The organism is Paenibacillus sp. FSL R5-0527, from assembly GCF_038008055.1.
In the GTDB taxonomy this organism is placed as follows: Bacteria; Bacillota; Bacilli; order Paenibacillales; family Paenibacillaceae; genus Fontibacillus; species Fontibacillus macerans.
The window spans coordinates 1,049,507-1,074,108 of sequence record NZ_JBBOYI010000001.1 but is presented as its reverse complement, the minus strand read 5'-3'; the positions used below and the strand labels follow the sequence as shown (position 1 = coordinate 1,074,108).

At 47.7% G+C, this 24,602-nt stretch carries 26 protein-coding genes; 9 read left to right on the top strand and 17 right to left on the bottom strand.

What is annotated here, in order from left to right:
• Positions 1-89 precede the first annotated feature (89 nt).
• The gene (locus NYE69_RS04915; RefSeq protein WP_340924610.1) at positions 90-1,475 is read left to right on the top strand and encodes a GNAT family N-acetyltransferase; all 1,386 of its coding nucleotides are present in this window, start codon (positions 90-92) and stop codon (positions 1,473-1,475) included.
• Between the two features lie 421 nt (positions 1,476-1,896).
• On the opposite strand, the gene NYE69_RS04910 is transcribed toward NYE69_RS04915, so the two are convergent.
• The 3 genes from NYE69_RS04910 to NYE69_RS04900 form a co-directional block, all read right to left on the bottom strand.
• Positions 1,897-3,990, bottom strand: coding sequence for a CAP domain-containing protein (locus tag NYE69_RS04910; RefSeq protein ID WP_340924607.1), 2,094 nt, complete (start codon positions 3,988-3,990; stop codon positions 1,897-1,899).
• Between the two features lie 877 nt (positions 3,991-4,867).
• Positions 4,868-5,383 carry an SRPBCC domain-containing protein gene (locus NYE69_RS04905; protein WP_340924604.1) on the bottom strand — a complete coding sequence of 172 codons (516 nt, stop codon included), beginning with the start codon at positions 5,381-5,383 and terminating at the stop codon, positions 4,868-4,870.
• Between the two features lie 23 nt (positions 5,384-5,406).
• Positions 5,407-5,757 carry an ArsR/SmtB family transcription factor gene (locus tag NYE69_RS04900; protein ID WP_340924599.1) on the bottom strand — a complete coding sequence of 117 codons (351 nt, stop codon included), beginning with the start codon at positions 5,755-5,757 and terminating at the stop codon, positions 5,407-5,409.
• 245 nt (positions 5,758-6,002) lie between these two features.
• On the opposite strand from NYE69_RS04900, the gene NYE69_RS04895 reads away from it, so the two are divergent.
• Positions 6,003-6,248 (top strand): hypothetical protein, encoded by a 246-nt coding sequence (locus NYE69_RS04895; protein ID WP_340924597.1) that lies wholly within the window; start codon positions 6,003-6,005, stop codon positions 6,246-6,248.
• The gene (locus NYE69_RS04890; protein WP_340924595.1) at positions 6,212-6,622 is read left to right on the top strand and encodes a hypothetical protein; all 411 of its coding nucleotides are present in this window, start codon (positions 6,212-6,214) and stop codon (positions 6,620-6,622) included. The genes NYE69_RS04895 and NYE69_RS04890 overlap by 37 nt, the downstream gene beginning before the upstream one ends.
• A 547-nt stretch (positions 6,623-7,169) precedes the next feature.
• Here NYE69_RS04890 and NYE69_RS04885 read toward each other — a convergent pair.
• From NYE69_RS04885 to NYE69_RS04855, 7 genes are read right to left on the bottom strand one after another with little or no spacing between them, the layout of a single operon-like run.
• A complete protein-coding gene (locus NYE69_RS04885) occupies positions 7,170-7,616 on the bottom strand; it encodes a Na+/H+ antiporter subunit G (protein WP_340924592.1) in 447 nt (148 codons plus the stop codon).
• Positions 7,600-7,881 (bottom strand): Na(+)/H(+) antiporter subunit F1, encoded by a 282-nt coding sequence (locus tag NYE69_RS04880; RefSeq protein WP_036626889.1) that lies wholly within the window; start codon positions 7,879-7,881, stop codon positions 7,600-7,602. Before NYE69_RS04880 ends, NYE69_RS04885 begins: the two co-directional genes overlap by 17 nt.
• On the bottom strand, positions 7,878-8,357 hold the full coding sequence (locus NYE69_RS04875; RefSeq protein WP_036626890.1) for a Na+/H+ antiporter subunit E: 480 nt from the start codon (positions 8,355-8,357) through the stop codon (positions 7,878-7,880). The genes NYE69_RS04880 and NYE69_RS04875 overlap by 4 nt, the downstream gene beginning before the upstream one ends.
• A 15-nt stretch (positions 8,358-8,372) precedes the next feature.
• Positions 8,373-9,848, bottom strand: a complete 1,476-nt coding sequence (locus NYE69_RS04870) for a Na+/H+ antiporter subunit D (protein WP_340924583.1) — start codon at positions 9,846-9,848, stop codon at positions 8,373-8,375.
• Entirely contained in the window at positions 9,841-10,182 is a 342-nt protein-coding gene (locus tag NYE69_RS04865) for a Na(+)/H(+) antiporter subunit C (protein WP_036626894.1), read from the bottom strand. Before NYE69_RS04865 ends, NYE69_RS04870 begins: the two co-directional genes overlap by 8 nt.
• 1 nt (position 10,183) lies before the next feature.
• Positions 10,184-10,606: a Na(+)/H(+) antiporter subunit B gene (locus NYE69_RS04860; RefSeq protein WP_036626895.1), complete on the bottom strand. Its 423-nt coding sequence runs from the start codon at positions 10,604-10,606 to the stop codon at positions 10,184-10,186.
• Positions 10,593-13,070, bottom strand: a complete 2,478-nt coding sequence (locus NYE69_RS04855) for a Na+/H+ antiporter subunit A (RefSeq protein ID WP_445744747.1) — start codon at positions 13,068-13,070, stop codon at positions 10,593-10,595. The genes NYE69_RS04860 and NYE69_RS04855 overlap by 14 nt, the downstream gene beginning before the upstream one ends.
• A 124-nt stretch (positions 13,071-13,194) precedes the next feature.
• Here NYE69_RS04855 and NYE69_RS04850 point away from each other — a divergent pair, with 124 nt between their 5' ends.
• Positions 13,195-13,878 carry a universal stress protein gene (locus NYE69_RS04850; RefSeq protein ID WP_082207973.1) on the top strand — a complete coding sequence of 228 codons (684 nt, stop codon included), beginning with the start codon at positions 13,195-13,197 and terminating at the stop codon, positions 13,876-13,878.
• A gap of 98 nt (positions 13,879-13,976) precedes the next feature.
• Here the strand turns inward: NYE69_RS04850 and NYE69_RS04845 are convergent, their stop codons facing one another.
• The 3 genes from NYE69_RS04845 to NYE69_RS04835 form a co-directional block, all read right to left on the bottom strand.
• Positions 13,977-14,540 carry a tyrosine-type recombinase/integrase gene (locus NYE69_RS04845; protein ID WP_213509989.1) on the bottom strand — a complete coding sequence of 188 codons (564 nt, stop codon included), beginning with the start codon at positions 14,538-14,540 and terminating at the stop codon, positions 13,977-13,979.
• A gap of 540 nt (positions 14,541-15,080) precedes the next feature.
• Positions 15,081-16,103 carry a serine hydrolase domain-containing protein gene (locus NYE69_RS04840; protein ID WP_340924570.1) on the bottom strand — a complete coding sequence of 341 codons (1,023 nt, stop codon included), beginning with the start codon at positions 16,101-16,103 and terminating at the stop codon, positions 15,081-15,083.
• 43 nt (positions 16,104-16,146) lie between these two features.
• Positions 16,147-16,971 (bottom strand): MerR family transcriptional regulator, encoded by an 825-nt coding sequence (locus tag NYE69_RS04835; protein ID WP_340924567.1) that lies wholly within the window; start codon positions 16,969-16,971, stop codon positions 16,147-16,149.
• 493 nt (positions 16,972-17,464) lie between these two features.
• Between NYE69_RS04835 and NYE69_RS04830 the strand changes: the two genes are divergently transcribed.
• Both NYE69_RS04830 and NYE69_RS04825 read left to right on the top strand, forming a co-directional pair.
• A complete protein-coding gene (locus NYE69_RS04830) occupies positions 17,465-18,598 on the top strand; it encodes an amidase domain-containing protein (protein WP_326047698.1) in 1,134 nt (377 codons plus the stop codon).
• Between the two features lie 129 nt (positions 18,599-18,727).
• Positions 18,728-19,018, top strand: coding sequence for a hypothetical protein (locus tag NYE69_RS04825; RefSeq protein WP_340924563.1), 291 nt, complete (start codon positions 18,728-18,730; stop codon positions 19,016-19,018).
• Between the two features lie 185 nt (positions 19,019-19,203).
• On the opposite strand, the gene NYE69_RS04820 is transcribed toward NYE69_RS04825, so the two are convergent.
• Together NYE69_RS04820 and NYE69_RS04815 are read right to left on the bottom strand one after the other, a co-directional pair.
• Positions 19,204-21,192, bottom strand: coding sequence for a flavocytochrome c (locus tag NYE69_RS04820; RefSeq protein ID WP_340924559.1), 1,989 nt, complete (start codon positions 21,190-21,192; stop codon positions 19,204-19,206).
• Between the two features lie 273 nt (positions 21,193-21,465).
• Positions 21,466-21,615 carry a hypothetical protein gene (locus NYE69_RS04815; RefSeq protein WP_155619731.1) on the bottom strand — a complete coding sequence of 50 codons (150 nt, stop codon included), beginning with the start codon at positions 21,613-21,615 and terminating at the stop codon, positions 21,466-21,468.
• A 31-nt stretch (positions 21,616-21,646) separates the two neighbouring features.
• Here NYE69_RS04815 and NYE69_RS04810 point away from each other — a divergent pair, with 31 nt between their 5' ends.
• Entirely contained in the window at positions 21,647-21,958 is a 312-nt protein-coding gene (locus NYE69_RS04810; RefSeq protein WP_051985778.1) for a transposase, read from the top strand.
• A 153-nt stretch (positions 21,959-22,111) separates the two neighbouring features.
• On the opposite strand, the gene NYE69_RS04805 is transcribed toward NYE69_RS04810, so the two are convergent.
• Positions 22,112-22,795: a hypothetical protein gene (locus NYE69_RS04805; RefSeq protein WP_036626915.1), complete on the bottom strand. Its 684-nt coding sequence runs from the start codon at positions 22,793-22,795 to the stop codon at positions 22,112-22,114.
• Positions 22,796-23,056: 261 nt separating this feature from the next.
• Between NYE69_RS04805 and NYE69_RS04800 the strand changes: the two genes are divergently transcribed.
• Together NYE69_RS04800 and NYE69_RS04795 are read left to right on the top strand one after the other, a co-directional pair.
• A complete protein-coding gene (locus tag NYE69_RS04800; RefSeq protein WP_172531707.1) occupies positions 23,057-23,224 on the top strand; it encodes a hypothetical protein in 168 nt (55 codons plus the stop codon).
• A gap of 509 nt (positions 23,225-23,733) precedes the next feature.
• Positions 23,734-24,186 carry a tyrosine-type recombinase/integrase gene (locus NYE69_RS04795; RefSeq protein ID WP_326847801.1) on the top strand — a complete coding sequence of 151 codons (453 nt, stop codon included), beginning with the start codon at positions 23,734-23,736 and terminating at the stop codon, positions 24,184-24,186.
• A gap of 97 nt (positions 24,187-24,283) precedes the next feature.
• Here NYE69_RS04795 and NYE69_RS04790 read toward each other — a convergent pair whose 3' ends face one another.
• Positions 24,284-24,601: an ArsR/SmtB family transcription factor gene (locus NYE69_RS04790; RefSeq protein ID WP_340924543.1), complete on the bottom strand. Its 318-nt coding sequence runs from the start codon at positions 24,599-24,601 to the stop codon at positions 24,284-24,286.
• Between the last annotated feature and the right edge of the window lies 1 nt (position 24,602).

The following is a 24,602-nucleotide window of genomic DNA, read 5'->3' as shown; positions in this document are numbered from 1 at the left end:
GCCGAAAAATTATTGCTTCGAACGCAACATTCTTGCTATAAAGAATATGGTACAACGTGGAATATTGAGGCAAAAAGGGGGAATCCCTGATGAATCCAACGGAAGAAAGAACATTGCCGCAATTGGTCATGCGCAGGAGCGACTTGTCCGGTCTGCCGGACCTGACGGACAGCCAGCTGCCGTCCGGATTTCACTTAAGAAGCTACGAGGCGGGCGACGACGCGGCATGGGAGTCGATCATTCGCCGGGCATTCGGCTGGGAAAGAAACTTTGGGCGGGAGATTGCCGGACATGCTTGCTTTAAGCCCGAGCGGGTGCTGTTTATTTGCGCCGGGGCCGCGCCGGTTGCAACAGCCTGCGCCTGGCATGAACCGGGCTGGGGAGCGGACAGCGGTTATCTGCACATGGTTGCGGTGGACCCCGATTATGCCGGGATGGGGCTGGGCTATGCGGTGAGCCTGGCGGCGCTGCGGCAGATGAGAGCAGAGGGCCGGCGGCAGGCGGTTCTTGAAACGGACGACTTCCTCCTGCCGGCGATCGTCACTTATTTTAAGCTGGGCTTTCAGCCGGAAGCCCGGGATGAAGTGCAGCGGGAAAGATGGAAAAAAGTCTGTCAAACCTTGAATTATCCGTTTATGCAGGCTGAAACGCGCCCGGGAAATCCGGCGATTCCCAATGAAGACGCGCTGGTGATCCATCCTAGCGGACGTGTTTACGGTGTCATTGACGGTGTATCCGCCATCGACGCCTATCGCGGTGAATCGGAGCAAAGCGGCGGTTACATTGCTTCCAGGCTGCTGGCGGCGGAGCTGCTTGCCGCCGATCCGCGTGCGGACCTCAGGGAAACGGTGCTGCGGGCCAATTCCCTGCTGCTTGAGCGGATGCGGGAGGCCGGGGTTGAGACTGCAAACGCCGCGGCGAGATGGGGGGCCGTCTTTGCCGTGGTGAAGGTCCATAGCGGCTATTTTGAATTTGTGCAAAGCGGCGACTGCATGATTCTCGTCCGCTACCGGGATGGAAGCGTCCGCACCGTCACCCGGAATCAAGTCGCCGGACTGGATCTCGAGACTTTACACGCCAAGCGGGAGCTTGAAGAAGCGGGGACTTGGACCAAGGCGGAAATCAGCCAAATGCTGCGTCCGTACTCCGAGCGCAACCGCCAAAAAGCCAACACCCTGGAAGGATATTCGGTCATGAACGGAGATCCCGCGCTGGAGTCTTTTATGGAATCCGGTCGTATTTCGCTGGCGGGGGTCCTGAAAATTTACCTGGTGTCGGACGGCATGTATCATTTCATCGAGAACTCCCCGGACCCGGAGAAATGGCGGAAATTGGCTGATCGTTTGGACGCGTTGGGCATCGGACCGTACATAAACGATCTATGCGCCCAGGAAGCGCTGGACCCCTCCTGCGAGCGGCATCCCCGCCATAAAGTGTCGGACGACAAATCGGCGGTTATTTTGGATGTCGTCTAAGCAGTCCGCCACAATAAAAAAAGAGGGCCCCAACGCTTCCGTAAGCTTGGAGTCCTCTTTTTTAAATATAAGAAACTCAACTTTCGCAAATCCTTTACGGATTTGACGCTGAACCAGAGCGGAAAGTTTTTTCTATCGTCGAATTGAATAGTTGCAAAAAATACAGTTACTTATCCGGGAATCTGCCACGGCGCTTGTTTAAGTGCAAATCATGCAATTAATCTACCTTCTTTCGAAAGAAAGGCAAAGAGACGGGGATATAATTGCATGAAATGCAATTATATCGAATGCTTTGGCAGATTGTTAGAAAGTTAGTTGTATCATTTGCAGCTAATCGTCAGAGCCAAGCCGATCACGCATAATCTTACCAGTCGGTCGAAACCTAGGGGTGCTTTTAAGCTTAGCAAGGTTGTCTTCTTACTTACTCACTGTAATGGTTGTCAACGAATGTGTTATACTGCACCGATATAAAATAGGTGATTTCAGGCGCGTATAAGTACAGATTTAGCGCATCCGGCGTATAGGGTCCGGCTTCGACATGAAACTTGCCTTCATTGTCGAAGGTGACATTTACATCTTCAATATGCTTGGAGATGCCGCCTTGTTTCTCCTGAACCTTGAGCACCATGCTTTGCCCGGTAAATTCCTTGAATTTGCCTTCTACAATCAGCTTGCGTTCCTCGCGAAACTCGGCGTACAAGCTCCGGTCCTCCAGTTCGGCAGGCTTTGCGTACAATTTTCTCTGCGGCAGCTCGGGCAGCGAAGACGCCGGCGTTTCATTCAGCGGACGCCCGCGAAGTTCGCCCAGCGTTTGCCGCAAATGCTGCAAAATTTGCAGGGCTTCGCCCCGCGTCAGCTGCTTAGAGCTTTCAAAGCCCGATATGGACAATTCCGTAACGCCTTGAACGTAGTCTTGGGCCAAAACATACGTGATCGCGTTGGAACCTTTCGCGTTTACGCCATCCGCCGCCGCGACGATCTCGGCAACCTGCCTCCGGGTGATCGGATTGCTGCGGGCGGCCGCGTTCGCGATGCCGGCGAGCGGGTAATTGCGGCTTTTTGCGATCGCGTAGGCGCCATCGGCCCAATGGGTGGCTTTGGCCGGCTGGTACGCATCAATATTAACGCTGTACGATTTAAGCAGCATCGTCCAAAATTCCGCTTCGCTGACCGTCTCTTCGGGATGAAGCAGCCCGTCTTTCGCCGGGGATATCATGCCGCCCTTTAGCCCCCATTCCAGGCTGGCCTGCAAAGGGTGGCCGGAGATGTCGGAAGGTAAATTCGCCGCGGCTGCGCTGTACGTTTTGGTTTTCCATTTCGGATAAACTTTTACTTTAAGCTGTGTGGTATTTCCGTCCAGGGTTGCCTTTATCTTATAATCGCCGGCTTTAAGCCCGGTCAAGACGCCATCCGCGGAAATTTGCAGGCCCTTGGGATCGCTGCTCACGAATGTGATGCCGCTCTCTACCGCCTCCGATCTCCCGTCATCGAGTACAGCTTGGAAGCTTGACCGGTACGGACCGCCTTCATTCAGCGTGATTTCGCGGAACTCCGGCTTGAGAGCGATCAAGGCGGACCCTTTTCCGGTCGTAAAAGACCAGGTTTGGGTTTGATTCCCCGAGGATGCCTCGGTCCGGTAGTTCAAAGTTACCGTGTATGTATGATTCCCTTTTAAAACCTTCTTGGGGAACAAAAACAAAGTTTTTTCCGAATACAGTTCATCAAAATAAGCGACTTCTTCTCCGTTTTCATCCTTGATCGCGGCTTCATAAGAAGTGATCTTCGTTGCCGCGGTCGCGGATACGATGTAACCCGAGTACTCCGCGCCAAACTGATCGAGCGGGTTCGGAATTTCATTGCCATAGAACCCCACCGGCACCCCGGTCTGCCCGTCATAGGGGTAAACGGATATGCCGCCGGAAATCGCGGAAGCGAATCCCTTTCCCGCCATGTCAACCACGGCCGTTCCGTCCGCCAAACCGATGCCGATTTCACTATAGCGCGGACTTAAAATAATATCCCGATGGTAGGCCGAATCGAGCCAGCCCTGGATCGCGGAGGAACTGCTGTTTTGCTTAAAATGCATAACCTCGCCAAAAGCGGCTCCATTACTCCCGGAACTCCACCCTGCGGCCCGAATTCTTTCCTTCACGGAGGCTCCGGTAAACCCCTCGTTCCCTTCCTTCTCCGAGTGAGCGTCTAAACCGGGATGACCCTCCTTATTCGCATTATAGTATTTGGCGTGGGCTTCCGCCGCCTGCGTAACCTCCCGATTGAGCGTTACCGGCTGAACCCCTATCTTGGCGCGCACTTCATTGAGAAAATCCGCAGCTTCCAATTGGTCGCTCGTATACCCCGATTTCCCGCTATCCGCCGCGTACGCGTACGGCGCCGCGCCAAAAGCTCCTCCTCCAAACCATCCCGTCAGCAATAACAAAAGAGCCCCCGCGCCCGCGATCACGCTCCTCCCGCAAATACGAGCGGCAAACAGGCCCTTCCTGTTATCCAATTTCATGCCATGACCTCCTTTTTGTCAGGAATTGAATTCGACAAAGTTCGGCGCTTTCCTGCAAAATCACTAGTAAACGCTACTCTATTAAAAGGGGCGGTCCCATAAAAATAGCCAGTAGTGTCCCCCGCAAGCAGTAGGTTCCAAGCCCACACGGCAATGTGAATGGAATAGTTGCAAATTGTACAGTTACTTATCCGGAAATGCTGCCACAACGCTTGATTAAGTGCAAAACCCGCAATTGATCCGCTATTTTTGGAAGAAAAGGCAAAGGGCCGGAGAACAAGTTGTACGAAATGCAGTTAAACGCATGATGAGGTAAATGGATGGAAAGTTGGTTGTATGATTTGCAACTAATGGTCAAAGCCAAACTCTTCTTGTACTCGGATAAATAGAATTAAAAGATATAATTGTAATAGAGGAGTGAATTATATGAACCTTTATGATAAAAAATTTCAATTTGCAGTGACATGTATCTATCCTATTGCCGTATTCTGCCTGCTAAGTTTTGGGGAAATGCTGCATTCTTGGACGTTGCCTATCGTTGTTACTATCCTCTTTTGCTTATTATGGAGTAAATTGAGTTATTTATTTGCGGGAACTATTGTAGCCTGGGCGGTCACAGTACCCATTTGGTGGATCATCATGAAGAACACAAGCGAAAGCCAGAGTGCTGCCATATTTATCTCTTCATTGGTCCTTTTATCATCATTTCGTTTATCTTTGCGGTGCTGATTCCTGAAATGTTGTTGATTATCATGAAGAATCGAATTGTAAGATATTTTGCAAATAGAAAACCTTAGTGCTTCTTCTCGAGATTTATCCCCCAAACGCAAAAAAACAACCGCCGGCTCCTTGGGCCTGGCGGCTGTTCCCCTGCTCCTTATTTCACTTCGTTCAAGCGCTCTTCCAGACGGTCCCAGGTTTCGGTGATACCCTGCAGCATGCCCATGTCCATAACGGTTTTGAGGGCTTCCGCCGATACGTATTCGCTGCGGCTGACCAGTTTCGTCTTCCCGCCAAGATCAATGAATTCCATCGCGACCACGGTTGCCGGCAGCTCCTCGTTCACATTGCCTTCGGCATCCGAGAAGTAATCGGTGTAGACGAAGCGATCCGGCTCGTCGATTTCCTTATATACGCCTTTGCCCCAGGATTCCATGCCGTAAAATTCACCTTGATTCCGATCCATACACTTCATGCAATAGTGCCAAACGCCCCCCGGCCGGAAATCGATGTTGCACACCGTAACCTCCCAGCCTCTCGGTCCCCACCAGTGCTTTAAATGCTCCGCCTCTTTAAACATCGAGAACACCAGCTCACGCGGCGCGTTGAAGACCCGCTCCAGTACCAATACCTTATCATTCTCTACTCTCGACACCATTGCCTGGTTTGCCATTCTAACATCCTCCTAAATTGATTTTATGATTTTTCCTTATTCTGCCGTTCCCTCAAATAGCTATCCAGATTGTCGAACCTGTCTTCCATCACGCGCCGGAAAGAGTTCACCCAAACATCCAGCTCTTGGAAGGGCTCGGGCCGGAGCTTGCAGGTCCGGCGATTGCCTTCGGCCTTCATTTCCAATATTCCGCCTTCGCTAAGTATCTTCAAATGCTTCGAGGTTTGGGGCTGACGAAGTCCCAGCCGGCCAGCGATTTCGCCCACGGTCAGGGGACCTTCGCGCAACAGTTCGACGATCGCCAAACGATTCGGTTCGGCCAACACGCTTATCATCATCGTCCTGTCCATGCCCGGATTGTTTTTCCTCGACATGCCGCTCACCTCATTAAGGGATACTTACTTGATATCGCTCACTCCTTTATCGCCCAGGTTTTCTTCCGGTGATTCAAATATACACCATGAGGAATATTCCTGTAAAGGAATATTTAAAAATTTTTGACCAGTATCAATTGGAACTTTTTACGGATACAACCGTCAGTTAGGATGTGATCGTGGCTAGGGAGCTAATACCAATCGGGAGCTTACATATAAGCACTTGGAAGGAAGTGTTTTCAATCATGGCGACAGGTAAATCATTATTTAAAACACTTGCCGGTGTTGTGTTGGGAGCGGCTCTCGCATGGAGCATAACGGCATGTGGTTCCAGCGAACCGGAACGTATCGTCAGTCAACCCGACTACAAGGTGCATAGCGATGTAAAAGAAGCGGTTAGAGACGCGGACATAATTGTAGTGGGGAGAGTGAACAAGGTTCATCCTCCGCAGGAATGGAACATCAATTTGGACAAATCGGCGGCGCCGTGAATGAAGTGTACACCCTCTCCGACATTGAAGTGATCGATTCGGTCAAAGGCCCGGCTCCGGGAGCGACGATGACCATCAAGCAGGCGGGCGGCAGCTACAAGGAGGCGATTTATGAAGAAGCGGGCACACAGTTTGTGGAAACGGGAAAAGAATACCTGTTCTTTCTGGACAGCTTCGATGATGTGGCGCCAGGCGAACCGTATACGCTGATTAACCCGTCGCAAGGGATGATTAAGGTGAACAACAACGCGATCCAGCCGCAAAATCAGACGGCGTTCTGGCAAAACGGCGTTTCAACCACACAGGCCATAGAGGAACTTAAAGCGGTTAGCGCAACCGTGCCACCGAAAAAGCGGATTACGATCAAGAACTGACCGATTTACGATTCTAGAATCGCTCAGCGAGAGGGAAATCCGGAAATCTGGACAGCCCTAAATGAGATGCACTTTTGCATTTCAATCGCTCTAGAATGATAATTTGCGGAAAATAAAATGCACTTTTGCAGTTGATCCCATCTGGCCGTCCTTCTTCCCATAAAAAAACGATAAACTCGGCTGCAGGCCTTAACCAATATGGCTGGCGTAACCCGACGTAACCCCTAACGGACCTGAATGACCTTAATCGTCCATTTCCCGGATATTTCCCGCGCTAATGGACTCAACAGTCGCTATCTGGCTCCAAATGAGGTCATTGAGGCTAATTGGGCAGAAATAAAGTCATCTCGGTCCGTTACCATTTTTGCTCCCTTGTTTTGGAACAAATAGCATTCCTCAGGTCCGTTGGCACCGTGTCCGTAGCACCGTGTTCGTTAGCACCGCTGATAAAGCCGATCGACGTACGCTCCATGGAAAAACGTGCCTAATCGGCAAGCTTGCATTCAACGGTAATCTACGCTTCCCTTCTCTCCGAGGAAACGCCGGTTTACTCCGTAACCTGAAGCTGCTTCGCATCCTTCTCGTTGAAGTTGGCTTGGTTTTCCGCATCATGCTTCTCAATGGCTTTGTTTGCCGCGTCATGCTTCTCATTCTCCATATAATAGTCCTGCAATTCATCTTCGGTTGTCCCCTCCGCCAAAGGCACCTGGTTGCGGTAGGCGGACCGGCAGAGCACATGGGCAGCCACCGGGGCGGTCAAGAATACAAAGAAGATTCCCAAGATGAGGCGGATGCTGAAGTAGCCGTCGGTAATAATGAAATACAGCAAGGTGCCGACGAGCGCGCACAGCACGCCAAGGGTAGAACTTTTAGATGCAGCATGAGACCTGGTATACACATCGGGCAAGCGAACAATGCCAATCGCGCTGATCAAGCTGACCACCGCCCCGAATAGAATAAGAACCGCTCCGACGACTTCACCGCTTCCGCTCAATAACAACACCTCTTTCTATAAACCGGGCAAAAGCAACGGTGCCGATAAACGACAGAATCCCGATTAGCAAAATAAGATCAAAAAAGGCATGGGTGTGCATTAATACGGAGAACACGCCGATACTGGCAATGAGATTAATCCCAATAGTATCCAACGCTTGAACGCGATCCGCACCGGACGGTCCCTTCACCACCCGATATAAATTGGCCAGGATCGCCAGCATTAAGATACATAGGGCGATGACCATCATCGTCTCGAAGATCATTTTCTCGTCACATCCTTTATCGCTTTTTCAAACACGGATTTTGACTTTAAGACGGCCTCTTTGGACTCCGGCATATTCAGCCCGTGAATGTACAGCACCTTGGAATCGGAGCTCAGTTCCATCACGACCGAGCCTGGCGTGAGGCAAATCAGCAAGGAAAGGAGCGTAATCTCCAAATCCCCCTCCAAATCCGTCTCCACCTTGAAAATTCCCGGCTTCACATCGAGTTTGGGACGAAGAACATGCTTCACGACCATCATCGAAGAAATAATCAACTCATTGATAAACAGCACAAACAGCTTGCCGATCGCAGCCAGCGTAAACACATAAAACGGGCTTTTAAAGAAGCGGCGCATGCACAGTAAAATAAACATGCCGACAAAGTAACCGCTGATAAAGTTCAATACGCTCACTTCATCCTGCAGAAACATCCATAAGCAAGCGATAAATATGTTGAGAAGCACCTGAACGGGCATGGCTGTCTCCCCCCTTTATTCAAACACGGCATCAATATACAGATTTGGATTCAGCAATTCCTCCGCAGCTTGAGCCACATAACCTGCAAGCCCTTCGGCGCCGATTCCCAGGGCAAGACTGGCGATAGTCAACAGAGCAATCGGCAACAGCAAGCCCTTCGCCGTCCCCTTCTCCTCCTCTTCACTTAAGAGCCGGTCGCCCCAAAAAGCGTTCATGAACATTTTGATCATGGAATATAGAATGCACAAGCTGGCCAGCAGCCCGACCGCCCCCAGCCAGAAATAACCGGACGCAAAGGCGCCTTGCGTAATGAACACTTTGCCAAGAAAGCCGCTTAACGGCGGAATGCCGACCATGGACAGCGCGGCGATAAAGAACATCCAGCCGAGCTGGGGATGAAGGCGGATCACCCCACCGGAATCTTTTAGATTACTTGTTCCGGTCAGATGAATAATCGTGCCGCCGATCAAAAAGACGAGCGCCTTGATCACCATATCGTGAATCAAATAATAGATGGAACCCATCATGCCGGTGTGTGTGAATGAGACGAGCCCGAGCATAATAAACCCGACACTTAGGACCACATTGTAGGTTAATATTTTGCGCAAATCCCAATAACCGATCGCTCCGAGTCCGCCCAGAACCATCGTGGCGGCAGCGAGTATCCCTATAAACAGATGGGTGATCTGCGGCTCATGATAAAAGATCAGCGTAAACATCCGAAAAATCGCATAGATCCCCACCTTGGTGAGCAGGGCCGCAAAGATAGCCGCGATGGCCGTCGGCGGCACACTGTAGGAGCCCGGCAGCCAGAAATAAAGCAGCAGCCCCGCCTTTAAAGCGAAGACAATCAGGAACAGAAACGCAACCGTTGTAATAAGTCCATCCTGGCCGACCTCAGCGATCCGGATCGAGATGTGGGCGAGGTTCAATGTGCCCGTGATCGAGTATAAATAGGCAACGCCCATTAGGAAAAAGGCGGATGAAATGATGTTCGTAAAAATATATTTGAGCGACTCGCGCAGCTGCCTTTTGGTGCCGCCCAAGCTGATCATGACATAAGAAGCAAACAGAAACACTTCAAAAAAGACATATAAATTAAACAAGTCGCCCGTTAAAAACGAGCCATTGACCCCCGTGACCAAAAACAAAACCAGCGGATAAAAATAAAGCTTCTCCTGTCTTCGGCCAATCGACGGAAAGGCGTAGAGCAGACAGCCTGCCGAGACCACCGAGGTAGCGAGCAGCAGCAAAGCGCTGAACATGTCGCCAACGAAGCTGATGCCATACGGCGCTTCCCAACCGCCCAGCTGCAGGGTTTGAATCCCGTCATTTCTGATCTGATTTATCAATAGGAAGGAGACGACCCCCGTAGCCAGCAATGCAGCCAGACTAAGAACCTTTTGAAGCTGAATATTTTTCTGAAAAATAATGAGCACCATTCCCGTGAGCAGAGGTATGACCACCGGCGTAATTAATAAGTTATTCATCCTCATTTCCCCTTAATCGTTCCATGTCATCCGTCCCGTAGTTTTGATAGGCGCGGTAACATAAAACTAATACTAGCGCGGTGACCGCAAAATTAATGACGATCGCCGTTAAAATCAAGGCTTGGGGAATCGCATCCGTGAAACCTGCTGTTGTTTTCTCATGCAGAAGGGGAGGCGCCCCGGTTTTTAGACCGCCGGAAGTAATCAGCAATAAATTCACGGCATGGCCAATAATCGATGACCCCAGCACAATCCGCAGCAGCCGCCGCGATAAAATCAAATAGGTTCCGATGGATACCAAAATGCCGACCAGGATAACGATTAGTGTCTCCATATTAGCGGTCCTCGCTTATGCCCAAAATAATAACGACCGCGGTACCTATCACAGCCAAGGCAACTCCCGTATCGAAAATCATCGCGGAAGCAAGCTCGGTATCCCCGAAAATCGGCAGGTCGACATGGCCGAAGATCTGGAATAGAAACGGTTTGCCAAATATGGCTCCCGCCATCCCCGTTCCGACAGCAATCAACACGCCGATGGCCGCGAGCTTCTTGAAATCGATGCGGATATTTTCCCGCACCTTCTCGATGCCAAAAGAAAGATACAGCAGAACAATCGCCGCCGCCGTGCTCAGCCCCCCGATGAATCCGCCGCCCGGCTGATGATGACCATTCAGAAACAGATAGATCGAAAAGGTAAAAATGATGACCACCGCTACCCGGGTTACACTTTTCAGGATCACATTATTCGGTTTCATCTTGCCCCCTCCTAAATGTTTGGTGAGCGCTGCTTCTTGAATCGGCTTCAAGCAAACTCGCTTCGGAAGCATCGGCTCTTTTGGAACGCTGATGGATCAGGATATATACCCCTAATCCGGCAATGGTTAATACGGATATTTCCAGCATCGTATCGAAGCCGCGGAAATCCACTAAGATCGCGTTGACGATATTTTTGGCCCCTGCCAGTTCATAGGCATTTTCGAAAAATGAGGTAATCGACTCGAACAATTTATGACCGTTTGCGGATAACGCCAAAACCGTCACCGTTAGCCCGACAGCCGCCGAGATGAGCAGATTCGTTAATTTGAAAGGAATGCGTTCGATGTCCTTCGCAAGCTTCGGCAGATGATAGAAGCACAGCAAGAACAGCACCGTGGTCACGGTCTCCACCACCATTTGCGTCAAGGCCAGATCGGGCGCCCGGAAGATGACAAAAAACATGGAAACCATATAACCTAACGCGCCCAAGGCCACGATCGCCACGATCCGATGGCTGGTTAACAGCACGGTTAACGCAGCGATGATCATCCCGATCACCAGCCCGGCATCAAAAACACTAACACTAGCGTTATTGGCGAAATCGAACCGGATGCCGTAGAACAGCAGCAGCGAGCCCATTAGCAAAATGGCAAAAAAGGCAAAAATGTAGATCAGATAATGCCGCAGCGAACCTGTCATATAGCGGTTAGTCAGCGCGGCCGAAAGCCTTTCCGTGCCTCGTAAGGTTTGATTGTATAAATGATTCAGCGTCAGCCGCTGCGGATAATTTCGCACCGCCTTGATCCACCGCTTCGCGGTTTTGAACAGCAAGATGCCGACGACCACGACCCCAATCGTCATGAGCAATTCCATGTTCAGTCCATGCCACGCGCTGATTTTCAGATCGTAGGCGGAAACGGACATCATCGGCAGAACCGCGGTTAGGGCGGGGGCAAGAATATATTTCGCCAAAACATTCGGGAAGAAGAAAATGAGGATCACCAGCAAACCTAAAACAATGGGTGAAATCAGCATACCCAGCGGGGCCTCATGCACTTCTCGCGTCAGCTTTTCCGAGCGGAATCTTCCGCCAAACGTCTTGAATACGAAAATCATGCAGTAGACGAAAGTAAAAATGCTGGCCACCCAAGCGATGATCGGGAACGCCATGCCGATGTTGCCCAGACCGAAAATACCGGCATGGGATACTTCCGTCACGGCCCCAAAGAACATTTCCTTGCTCAAAAAACCGTTAAACGGCGGCAGCCCCGCCATCGAAAAGGCGCCGATCAAAGCGATCGTAAACGTAATCGGCATCACCTGCATCAACCCGCCCAAATAGCGGATATCCCGTCTGCCTGTCTCGTGGTCAATAATGCCGACGACCATAAACAAGCTTCCTTTAAAGGTGGAGTGATTAAACAGATGGAATAAGGCGGCAAATGTGGCCACCGTAAAGACGGTACCGCTCTCGCCGGGTCCAAAATAGACCGCTAAAGAACCGACCCCAAGCAGGCTCATGATCATTCCCAATTGGCTGATGGTCGAGTAAGCCAACAGCGCCTTGAGATCAGTCTGTTTTAGCGCCGTCAAAGAACCGTAAAGCAGCGTAATGATGCCGATTCCGGCTACTAACCAAAACCACACGGCACTGCCGCCAAAAATCGGAGTCATCCGGGCCACCAAATAAATGCCGGCTTTGACCATCGTGGCGGAGTGGAGGTAACTGCTCACCGGAGTTGGCGCCTCCATCGCATCCGGGAGCCAAATGCCAAACGGGAATTGCGCCGATTTCGTAAAGGCTCCCAGCAAAATACATAACATGGCGGGAATAAACAAGGCATGGCCTTGGATCATGTTCATATTCGCCATGAGTTCCCGAATGCTGTAGGTATCCCCGATGATGATCAGCATAATAAATCCGGCCAGCATGCCAAATCCGCCAAGGACGGTAATCAATAACGACTTTAAGGCGCCTTGCCGGGAGCTCTGGCGCTCGTACCAATAGGAAATCAATAAGAAGGAAGAGACACTGGTCAATTCCCAAAATCCATACAGGACTAATAGGTGATCAGAGAATACCAATCCCAGCATGGCCCCCATAAACATAAGCAAGTAAACGTAGAAATTATGGAGCGCCTCACGGATTTTGGACATATAAAAAATAGAATAAATAATGACTAAGGTACCGACACCGGAAATGAGCAGGCCAAACAATAAACCAAGCCCATCCACATACGAGGTAATATTGATGTTGAAGGACGGGATCCAGGACAATGTGTATTTGTAGGTTTCCCCGGCGGCAACATGGGGTATATATTGTAATAAATAGATAAAGATAGTTAGAGGCACGAGCAGAACGAACCAGCCCGTATGCACTTGACGATTCAAATACTTATACAGAAAGGGAACCGCAAGTGCACTGATCAACGGAAGAAACATGAAGATAAAGAATGTAGCCAAACGCACCCCTCCTCATATACGAATCTTGCGGTCTTCAACGATTTGACTCTTTCCGCGACATCCATTATAGTCTTACATAGTTTAGCCCGGCTCTACTATTTAACCTTGAGGTGAAATGCTTAACATGGACAACGTAAATAATGAATGCATTTTAGTCTGCGTTTATTATGGACCGAACGGCGAAAGACTAATCAAACGCGGTTGTAAAATCGCCAATATGATGAAGGCCCCGCTTTATATATTGACCATTGACTCCAAGCCGTTTGATGAATTGGACGCCGAGAAGACTTTTTACATTGAACAATGGAAAGAATGGGCCAACTCCAATCCGTCGGCTCAGTTTATTATGAAGGACAATGAAAGCCGTCCTGTCTCCAAGGTCATAGCGGAAGTGGCCAGAGCAAAAAATGTCACACAGATTATTCTGGGTCAGACGGCGCAAAGCCGATGGGAACAAATTACGAAGGGATCGATTATTAATTCGTTGGTGCGTGAGATCCCTTTTGTTGACCTGCATATCATTTCGGTCTCCCGTTATATCCGCGACGGGGAAGGAATGTACCAGCATGGAATCCGCGCTTATTTGATTAAAGATGGGGAACAGTATAAACTAAGCTTCTGTCACGAGAAAAATACCGAATATGAAGGCATCTTCTTCAAAGAAATCGATACGGATTTCGATAATGGCATTTTCCGTTTTATGAAGGACGCTGAAACGCTGCAGGTCCCGGTCCATGACGGGATCGTCACCGAATTTAAAAACGTGGATATGAATCCAGCGCTGGATTTGGACGACGCTGACGAATAAGGATCAATGACCGGACGCCGGCCAGTGATCAAGTGAATTCCGCTACTCTCCGCATGTTTTATGTGGGGAGTTTTTTTCATTTCAGAACAAGCATTTTATTATAAATTCACATCCACCTTAATCGGCTGCTTCTCGTTCTTATCAATGCCTAAATACTTCAGCGTTTCCGCCGTCGACTGATGATGCAAGATCGATTTTACGATGGAAATGGCAATTCCCTTATGATACGCGTGATAACCAAAAGTTTTGCGCAGCGTATGCGTCCCAATTTTCTCCGCTATTCCTACCTCCCTTGCCGAGTGGTTGATAATACGGTAGGCCTGCTGACGAGTGATCGGACGGCCGTCCTTTTTGGATCGGAATAAATAATCCTCCGCCTTCCAATCGCCGCCGGACAAATATTCGGTTAATATCTCCCCGATCTTGCTGTTCAAGTAGTAGGCCTGTTCTTCTCCGGTTCTTTCATCCTTAATATAGAGAAATTCCTTTGCACCCTGACCGCCCCAAACATCCTGCACAGTAAGGTTAAGCAATTCGAAAAGACTAATCCCCGTGTTAATTCCCAGGACAAAAAGCAATAAGTCCCTGACCGAGTGCTTTCTCAGCTCCTCTTTCATCGCTTGAATGGTTTCCATGTCTCGAATCGGATGCACATACTGCACAAAGGACCCCTCCGGATATGTTACTTAATTATAGATTAGCATATATTGAGTAACATGACAAATGAAAAAGGAAATTAAATAATGAAAAGGACACCAATGTATTTCAAACATTAGTGTCCTCAAAAAATAGATACAATAACCCCAACATCTCAATGGCTCTTTTGTATTACGCCGAGAAAACCTGCAAAACCAGGCAGTCTGAGAAACTCCAGAGAAAAATAAGAACATAAAACGTCGCTATTCCGGCGATTCTGTACATTTGAGAAAAATAGGGGCATTTTATGTCGCTATTTTCTCGAATCGCAAGGAAATACCTGTATTTCGGACCATCTATAGGAAAATAAGAGCAAAAAGTGTCGCTAATGGGGATGAACAGGCTTGTCCTCGGATAATAAGTACATAAAATGCCGCTATTTTTGAAGGCCGACGGTTGGTTGTTGTTCCAATTGCCGGCTAAGTTCTACTTCACCAAAGAACGGCACATCCTGAAGCGTTCCTAGAAGCGCCGCCAACTGTGCCGCAGTCATGGTGTTAATAAGTTTAGTCCACTATAGCCGGGATAATATGCTCCTTAATCAGCTCCCACCGATCGCGAGGGTTCATGACGAATTCCGAGGCTATGGCGACGACCAGATCTTTTTCCGGAATACAGCAAATGACATGGCCGCCATCCCCCAGCGCCATGTAGGCGGAAACCCCATCTTCTTCGCGCAACCACCAAAGATAACCGTAATGGTTGGGGTTCATTTCGATGGATGCGTCAACCCACGCCGCCGGAACGACCTGACGATGGTCCCACATGCCCCGGTTCAAATATAGGAGGCCAAAACGCGCCATATCCCGGGGAGTCAGCGTCAGCCCCCATCCTCCGGTGGAGTTCCCGTGGGGATCATGAACCCATCCTTTCACGTCTTTTCCGAACAAATCGTCAAACCCAAATGCCTTCATTTCATAGTCCGGGATTTCCTGCATGCCGAGCGGTTTAAACAAGCGTTCGTTCGCAAATTCACGGGCGCTTTGGCCCGTGCTGCGGGTAAGGATAGCCGAAAGCAGGTGCGCCCCTGCCGTGGAATATTTGAAGGCTCCGATACTTCCTCCCTGGCCCAGCATATCCAGCGTATACTTGATCCAATCGGGCTGCATACACAACTTGTCCAGCGGTTCGCGCCAATCTTCGAACGGATAAGGAGCCGTCATCGTGAGCAGATGCCTCAGCGTGATTTCCCGTTTCTGCCGATCAGCCGCACCCGGAACATATTCGGGGAAAAAGTCCAGCACCTTCTGATCCACACTCCGAATATAACCCGCATCAATGGCGATCCCAATGAGCGCGGATAGGATGCTTTTCGTTACCGAGGCCACATGGTGGGCATCCTCCGGGCCATAGCCGTTAAAGTATTGTTCATAAGCGATATAGCCGTTTCGTACAACCACGATGCCGTTAATATTGCTGTATTCGGACGTTATTGCAGGTTCAAGCTCCGCAAGCTTGGCCGCGTCCATTCCCACGGCGGCCGGGTTTGCGGCTTGCCACTGCGCCGTTGGCCAGTAGTTTCTTGGCATGATCGATTCCTCCTAATTATAGAAGCAACTGTCCGGTCCTCCGCTAATTTTTCCTAACAGGAAAATACACCTCAGTAACCAGCTCCTCGTCAGCGCTGATTTGATTAGGATCGGTTACATAGATTTCATAAGGCGAGTTCACCAAGGCATAACCTTCATGTTCGATCCATTCCCGCAGCTTGGCATAAACCGAGGTCAATTCCGAATATGAACCCTTCAACACAGACTTCGCGCAAAGGCCTCCGGGCAAATCCCGCGTTCCTTTTACCGCCTCCGCAATCGGAATGGCAAACTCCGTATCATTGCCCGCCGGATCGTATTCCGGGCTGTGATAAATCGTCAGCGGCGTGCCCAGCATGGTGAGTTTTTCCGTGGCAATTTTTTCATATAACCGGCCAAAATACGCCCCATATCCCAGAGCATAATCGTCGCGGCTCATCATCCGGCGCAGTGAAAGGATATTCAGCGGCCGGGTTTCCACAAGCTGCACCTCGATCCGATCCAGGTACGACATAATCGGCACACCCTGCTCCAAATTCAAAATATCCCGGCTCATTTGGCCCAGGGTATACTCCAAGGACTTCAGCTTCTCCTGGATCTCCCTCCGCTTACAGTTAAGCGCCGAACGAAGCACCTCTTCGGACCGATCCGCGTCCGATTCCAGAAGCGCTTTAATTTCCTCCAACGAAAAATGATACGACTTCAACCGGTTGACCAACAGCATGGTTGTGAGCTGCCCGATGGAATAATACCGATACCCGTTTTCGGGATTGATCTCCTCCGGTGTAAGCAAGCCAATTTCCGCATAATAGCGCAGCGTTTTGGTAGACACTTCGCAAATCTTCGAGAATTCGCCGATGGATAGCAAGGGGAACCTCCGTTCTTCCTATTTTGATATGGACTGCATGCTTGAAATAACGGAACGCTGTTAGCTTCTACTATGCACCTTCCCCTAAGGGGAAAGTCAATAATGATCGGTTTATTCAAGAGAGCAATCCGAAAGAAATCAGTGTATTATTTATTTGCTATGATTGGACGTTTAAGAAACGTAAGATATCAAACGCAAAGATTGATATAGGGAGTCCGTCCAAAATGGTGATGACAAGTATAACGAAACGTTTACTCAGAAAACACTTTATGATCTTCTTTAAGCAAGAGTCTCCATTTTTAGGCTAAAACTTTTTCTGTCTAGTACTTAGGCTGTGGTTGGTGTATTAACGGTACAATCGGAAAATACAAACAATACATTGTTATAGTTTTCACAAAAAGTCCATACTAATATACTGGGAAATATTGATATTAAATTCCAATAAGCGTAGAATTATAGTGTAAAATCATTTTTTTAGAAGGAGAGGATTAAAATGGCAAGGCGGAAAAAAAGTATTGTAACACTGCTTTGTTCAGTAGTCGTTCTATCTATCACCCCTGTCAATGCTGCCGAGAGTATAAGTATCCCTCTAGATGAACAGGTTTTACAGCAGGATTCAGCTAGTACTAAGGAAAAACTAGATTCTATTTTAGAAACTAGTGTAACACAGGCAGTTTATGCCGCTGAAAATAATCCATACATTGAGCAGTATCTAATTGAACAAGAAGCAGACCCAAATGAGAATTATTTGGGAAATCCGGAAGAAGAAGAGAAAATTGCATTAGAGGCTCTAAACATAATTTACAAAGAGGATATCAAAGTTGGGGAATTGCTTGCTAAATTGACAGAAAATGATGAAATGATAAAGAAGGCAACTTCATTAAACAGGGACCGAATAATTGAAGTTTTGCATATCATCGTTGATAACTTTTTCAAAGTGGATGAAAGTGAAAAAGATCTTCTCTTAGGATACATGGAAAGATATGCTGTAAATGTTGGAGATAAAGCATCAATAGAACTATATCATGAAAACAAGAAAAATTACGATTCTGCTAAAATATCTCCTTTTGCGAGCTATGACAGAGCTGCCGCCGGAGAATGGGCCTATAAAAATTACAATAAATACAGTACAGATTACCCCGCTTTTACTGGTGGATGGGGAAGTGATTGTACCAACTTTGTATCTCAAGCAATGCATGTTGGTGGAGGCTTACCCTTTAAAGGTGACTGGTATGTATACAAAAAAAATTCAAAATATTTGGTTCCAACGAGTGCTGAAGAGTTGGATTACAGCTGGGATTTAGCAGATCCAAGCCCATTTATTAGCGTACAAGCATTCTATGACTATTGGAGATCTAGATCAACAGTCTATGCCTTCTCCCATGATTACTATGTATCGAATCATGAAACTATTTATTATAAACATATTTACAAAGGTGATGTAGTAGTCTTCTCGAAAGGTGTTTCTGGCGTGTTAACAATGCCTACGCATATTATGATAGTTTCTGCGTATGATACGAACAATGAAGATTTTAAACTCGCAGGCCATTCTAATGAAAGACAGGCATATCCCCTCCTTGATGCAATAGAAGCATATGCACAAGTAGAGTTTTTCTGCATTGACTAATATTGTTTGAAAAATACTAACCGCGAGCATAATGTTTCGTGGTTAGTATTTTATTTGAATAATTTGGACTATAAGGGTAAAATATACAATAGTTGAAGGGGTGAGATATATAATTGCGTGAGGTGAAAAATGAAAATAAAAAAAGTATGGCTTATAGTGCTATTTATCATAATTTTGATTTTTCTACTGTCTCAAATTAACTTCTTCAAAGAAAGTGTCGCAAAAGCTTCTTCATCAGTATATGTTAAGGTGAAATATCACAACCAAGATTTAAAATTCGAAAAAGTAGAGTATGATGCACATTTCGGAGAGTATTTTGTTACGTACAAAGAGAAAAACGGTCAATCTATTAGTTTTACTATGACACCTCGATATTTTCCAATCTATGTACTACATGATCCTTTAGATCAACCGATGTAACCCTCTTACTTTACACACTATAGCTGAGTGGATTTAGGATAATCCTGATCTGCCCAGCTTTTTTCATGTCAGTGTCGGTAGCATGAAGCATTCCGGCAATAATCAAAGAAAAAGCAAAAACCCCTGCGTCCCTGCCGCCTTGACGGCGGAGAGAAGCAGGAGCCTTTGCTTTTTAGTATCGGCGGCTATTTACCGGCCGCGCTGGCTCCGGCAATCCGTCCAAACGTGAAAATGTCCGTGATGGCGTTGCCGCCAAGCCGGTTACCCGCATGAACTCCGCCGGCAACCTCGCCGGCCGCGAATAAGCCGTCAATAGGCTTGCCTTCCGTATTCAATACCTGGGCCTTTTCGTTAATTTCCAGACCGCCCATCGTATGATGCACGGAGGGGGTTCTTGGCGCAGCAAAGAAAGGCGGTGTTTCGAGTTTTGCGCCAAAATTTTTCTTGCCGAACTCAGGATCAAGCTGATTTTCGACGTAAGTGTTGTATTTCTTCATTTCCGCCACAAAGACATCGGCCGGTACGCCCATTTGCTCGGCCAGTTCCTCCAGGGTATCCGCCATGATTATATTTTTGTTCGCAATCAGATCCTGATAATTGTCGCCCCATACATTTTTCCCGTTCAGATCCGGATTGCCCAGTGAGGTCATATCGCTGATGATGTAGAAGGTCTGATCCGTCTGCTCCAGGGCAGCGGCGGCCAAAACGTCTCTTTCGGCGTACTCGTTCACATACCGCTTGCCTTCCTTGTTGACGAAAATTTGCGTTTCCGCGCTGCCCCATACGCCGCCGGACAAAGCGCCCGTTCCCGGTTGACCGCTCGGCATCAGTTGGATAAAGCCCATGCCCCACAGATTCGCCCCGACTTCCTTACCCATCACAATCCCGTCGCCGGTAGCATTCGTCGTGTTGGTTGTTTTGATGTTTGCATCCAGAGCAGGCCAATAGTTATTGTATTCAACGACCATTTCAGGGTTGGCTCCGAAACCGCCGGTGGCCATGACCACGCCCTTTGAAGCCTTCAAGGTGACCGGAGTGCCGTCAGACTGCTCGGCGGTCACGCCCACAATTCTGCCATTCTCAACGATCAGCTTGGTGGCTTTCGTGTTCAGCATAATTTCTGCGCCAAGCTCTTTTGCGCTTTTTTCCATCGCGTTAATATACCCGGTTCCCAGCGGTTCGGTATTATGGTGGGTTCTGGGCCACAAGGCGCCAAGAACGGTACCGATCCCATCCTGGAACTTAGCTCCGTGGCTCTCCAGCCATTGGATCGTGCCGTAGCTATTGGTCGCCAGCGTTTTGACCAGTTCGAACTTGCCGGAGATTTCCTTACCGTCAAGATCCGTTCGCTTCCCGCCGATATAGGTGTGAATCATATGCAGTTCAGGCGAATCAAACAGCTTGGTGGTGTCCCCTTTGGCGAAGTATTCCTTGATCTGTTCCTTGAGCGTCTTGAGTGTATCGGCGTAATCGCCGAATTCTTTTTCATCGTAGGTCAGAATCTCTTTCAACTCATTGCTCAGCGCTTTCGTCATGGCCACTTTCGGCTGTCTAGCCGGGTCATAGGAATTGAACTCGCCTCCCGAACGAATCGTGTTCCCGCCAAGCGCAGGCGATTTTTCGATCAAAATCACCTTTGCCCCGTTCTCAGCGGCCGATACCGCAGCGGCCAGACCCGCTCCGCCCCCGCCGACAACCACGACTTCGGTTTCCTTGGTAATCGCTTCTTTGGCGGCCGCCTTCAGCGGTTCTTTGCTCTTCAATGCGTCGATGTCGGCCCCGGCCTTGGCCAAAGCGGCCGCGATCGCGTCAATCAAGCCGTTGCTGGATACGGATGCCCCCGATACGATATCTACCTTCAGACTCTGCCCCTCCACTACCTTCTGGGGAATGGTCTCAAAAACGGCATCACTTACCCCCTCCGTGTCCTTCTGCTCCAGCACCTTCACCGCTTGAATGGTGTTGGCATCCACCGTTACCTCCACTTTAATAACGCTATGTAGGCCTTGCGCTTCCCCCGTATATGTCCCCGGTGTGTAAAGCCCTTGGGTATCCGCCGCATCAGGCGCTGCTTCCTTATTACTGCCGCTGCATCCGATCACACCCATAATCAAAATAAATACCAGTGCCGCCAAAAATCCGGTTCTTACATACCTGCAACTTGGCTGTCTCATGTTATCTGCTCCTCTTCTGTAATTGTGCAAATTTTCACAATATAAGTGAAAAAAATTCGCGAATATTGCCGAAACAAATTCGCTTACATTAAATATAATACGCTTTCATTTCCATGTAGTTCCATGTTATTTCTCACATAGGGAGGGTTAAGGGACCGCCCCGATTGCCCCTTGCCCCCATTCCACCGCTAACGGGCAAACCGGGTAAAGCCAAAGCTCCCCAACGAAACAGCCGCCGGCTCTCCAGTCCGTGCGGCTGTTTCTTGTATCTTCTTATTTCACTTCACTCAAGTGCTCTTCCAAACGATCCCACGTTTCGGTGATGCCCTGCAGCATCCCCAGGAAGGACTCTCGTTTACTGAAATCGACGATCCACTCGGTCGTGTTCGTCAAACCATCAGCGGTTATTGGCAGAACGATCAAAAGCTCGGTCTTTCTTTTTGAAGATGAATAGATGATTCGTTCCTATCAGGCACTACAAATACAACTGGTTTCCGCGTGGCAAACAAGCAAAGTGCCGACGTACGGTAAACATGCTCGTCTGCAGGTGGTCTTTTTACCGCCTTACAGCCCAAACCTCGATCCGGTCGAAGGGCTATGGTTATGTCTCAAAGCCGATGTAGTTAACAACTTCTTTTTTGAAAAGTTCTATAAAATTAAACTTCATGTGTCTCAATTTATGAAGCGAATCAATAAGAATCCAATGGAAACGATCGATCGTCTACTTGTCAGGTTTTTGATCTTAGTTGCGGTTTATATAGTCTAAAAATATCTAAGTGTCCCATACAACAAAACAACCATTTTACCTCTGTCTCCAAAAATAAAAGTCGAGCAACGGTATTAGCGCTGCTCGCTGAGGGTTACAAAAAATATGAGATCTAAGATGAAGACATGATTCAAAGAAAGGCTAGATATTCTACTAAATGCAACCTGGAATTCCTGCTTGTATAGTATTCCATTCCTTTGTTGTTCTAACTGTTGTTGTCGTTACCTTAATAAGTCCCATGTTTCCAATTGATATCCACGAATCTACTTCAACCTTAGCTTTCAATTCAACTTTTTCGCCGTCACTAGTAACTTTAGCTCCAACATCTTTACTAGCTATTGTGAAAGTTGTTAATGGATTTTGATCGTTATCTATTACTTCAACGGTCGCATTATTTACAGAAGTAAATTTATTCCATGAGTAATTTGCAGCTACTTCATAAGATAATTCAAACGATCCACCAAGATTAGTTGTATAATATAACATTTTTAATCCAGAACAAAAATCAGACGGAGCTATTTCATTAAGGTTTTCTGTTGGTGTAACTTCAAGGTTTTCTGTTGATGTAACTTCTTTGGGAGCTTGTTTTAATTGATTAAGGGCTTGTTGCAATTCCCCGACAGTAACAGTAACGGAATCATCTGAAAAAGCATCAGCTTTTTCTAGATTTCTAGGATCTAATCCTAGATATTCAATAACTTGGTTTACATTCTCTTCAGTTACAATTGTGTCCGGTGATAGTGCTCCGCTTGCGCTCGCCGGTGCACCAACCGGTAAAATTAGAGCGATAGATAGACATAGAGCGGCACATAAACTAGTAACTTTTTTTCTTACCATTCTATTACCTCCTTTTTTTACCACATTACCACACTATATACATATTTTCCAGTATATTTTTAGTTTTTTATTGTGAAAAAATTGTGATAGACGTTTGGATTGCAGCGGATTAACAATGTAATGACTATACTCCTCTCGCTTCAAATACGTCACCAAGCCACGATGATAATACTCCGTCGCCTCCAACACGACAGCCTGGTACTGGCTTAAAAGTGGATGTTATGTATATAATTATAAATAAAAAGGAGGCGCTGTATCTAAATGGAATCTATAGAAACAGGACTAAAACTATTTGTGTTAATAATAGTTATTTCACTACTCTTTGCTTTGGTAGGTTTTCTAGTCAAAAAATATCTAAGTGACTTCTTTGATAAAATAATAGTAAAAATATTTTCTTCAATTAAAAAAATTTTCAGAAAAACGGACTGACCTTATTGTAGGAGTTTCCGACGGTATTCGTTTCGGTAACATAACCACGCGCTACTACAGAAAAGATGGAAACGAATGTTATCCATCTGAAGATAGTATTAAAGGGACTTAAAGATTACGATTCCCTTTCCCGTTCGTCTTCTGAAAATGCAGCAAGTAAGTATTGTCATTGACGCTTTAAAAGCTTAGATAATAAAACAGCATATTTTTCATTAAGGTTAGAGAAGGTAAAAAAGTTCGAAGATAGAGGGAATGATATCAAGTTTTTTTCAACACCCTGCTGGCAAAAGTTTGTTCCAGCACTTGCGAACGGAGCTTGAAATCGAGGTTCCAAAGGCATCCAAAAAGCTGACCTACGTGCCGACTGAGGAAGAACTCAAGCGGTATTACGAGGTGGTCTGGAGGTCGAAAAATTTTCAGGAAATGATGATCGTCAAGACGCTCATGTATACCGGTATCCGGGTAAGCGAACTGGCCAATGTACGACTTTCGGAAATTGATTTTCACTACTGCCAAAAATACGCATCAATAATGGAAAGGGCAAAAAAGAACGAATTGTTCCGTTCCCGCAATCATTCAAAGAGCTATTGGCCATGCATGCTGATGCGATGAAGAAAAAACATGCGGTTTATTTGTTTGAATCGTCATGGAAGAAAAAATATACGGATCGGGGAATGCGAAAAATCTTGTCCAAATATTCGGAAGAAGCCGGCCTTGCACAAGACCTTTCGCCACACAAGCTACGCCACTTCCTGCTGACCTGGCTGAAAAAGCAGGGCATCGACGACGCTCTCATACAACGTACTCCGGCCACGAAAGCCGCAAGTCTTTGGAGGTATATTCAAAGCTCGCAATCATCGAAGCACAAAACGAATTTATTCGTTCCCATGATCTTTTACTCCCTTCAGATATCCTTCAATTTTTGCCTTCCGTTCAGTAAACGCCTTATACTCCTCTCTTAAAGCTTTGCGCAGGTTCTTACTGATTTTTTTAATTGTTTGATCGGCTTCCTTCTCATGCCTCGCGTAAAAAATAAATTCCTTTATCATTGAACGAATTTTAGGATTGTTCTTCGTTTTGCAATTCCCGCAAGTAGTCTTCCAGTCGATCGAATCGGTCCTCCATGACCTGCCGAAAAGACTTCAGCCAGGCATCCATCGCTTGAAAAGGTTCGGGCCGAAGCCTGTAGATCCGGCGGTTCCCATCGGCCTTCGTCTCCAAAATTCCGCTATCGCTAAGTATCTTCAAATGCTTCGAGGCCTGGGGCTGACGCAGCCCCAGCCGGTTAGCGATTTCACCCACGGTGAGAGGACCATCGCGCAGGAGCTCGACGATGTCTAAACGATTCGGTTCGGCCAAAGCGCACTTGCATGACATG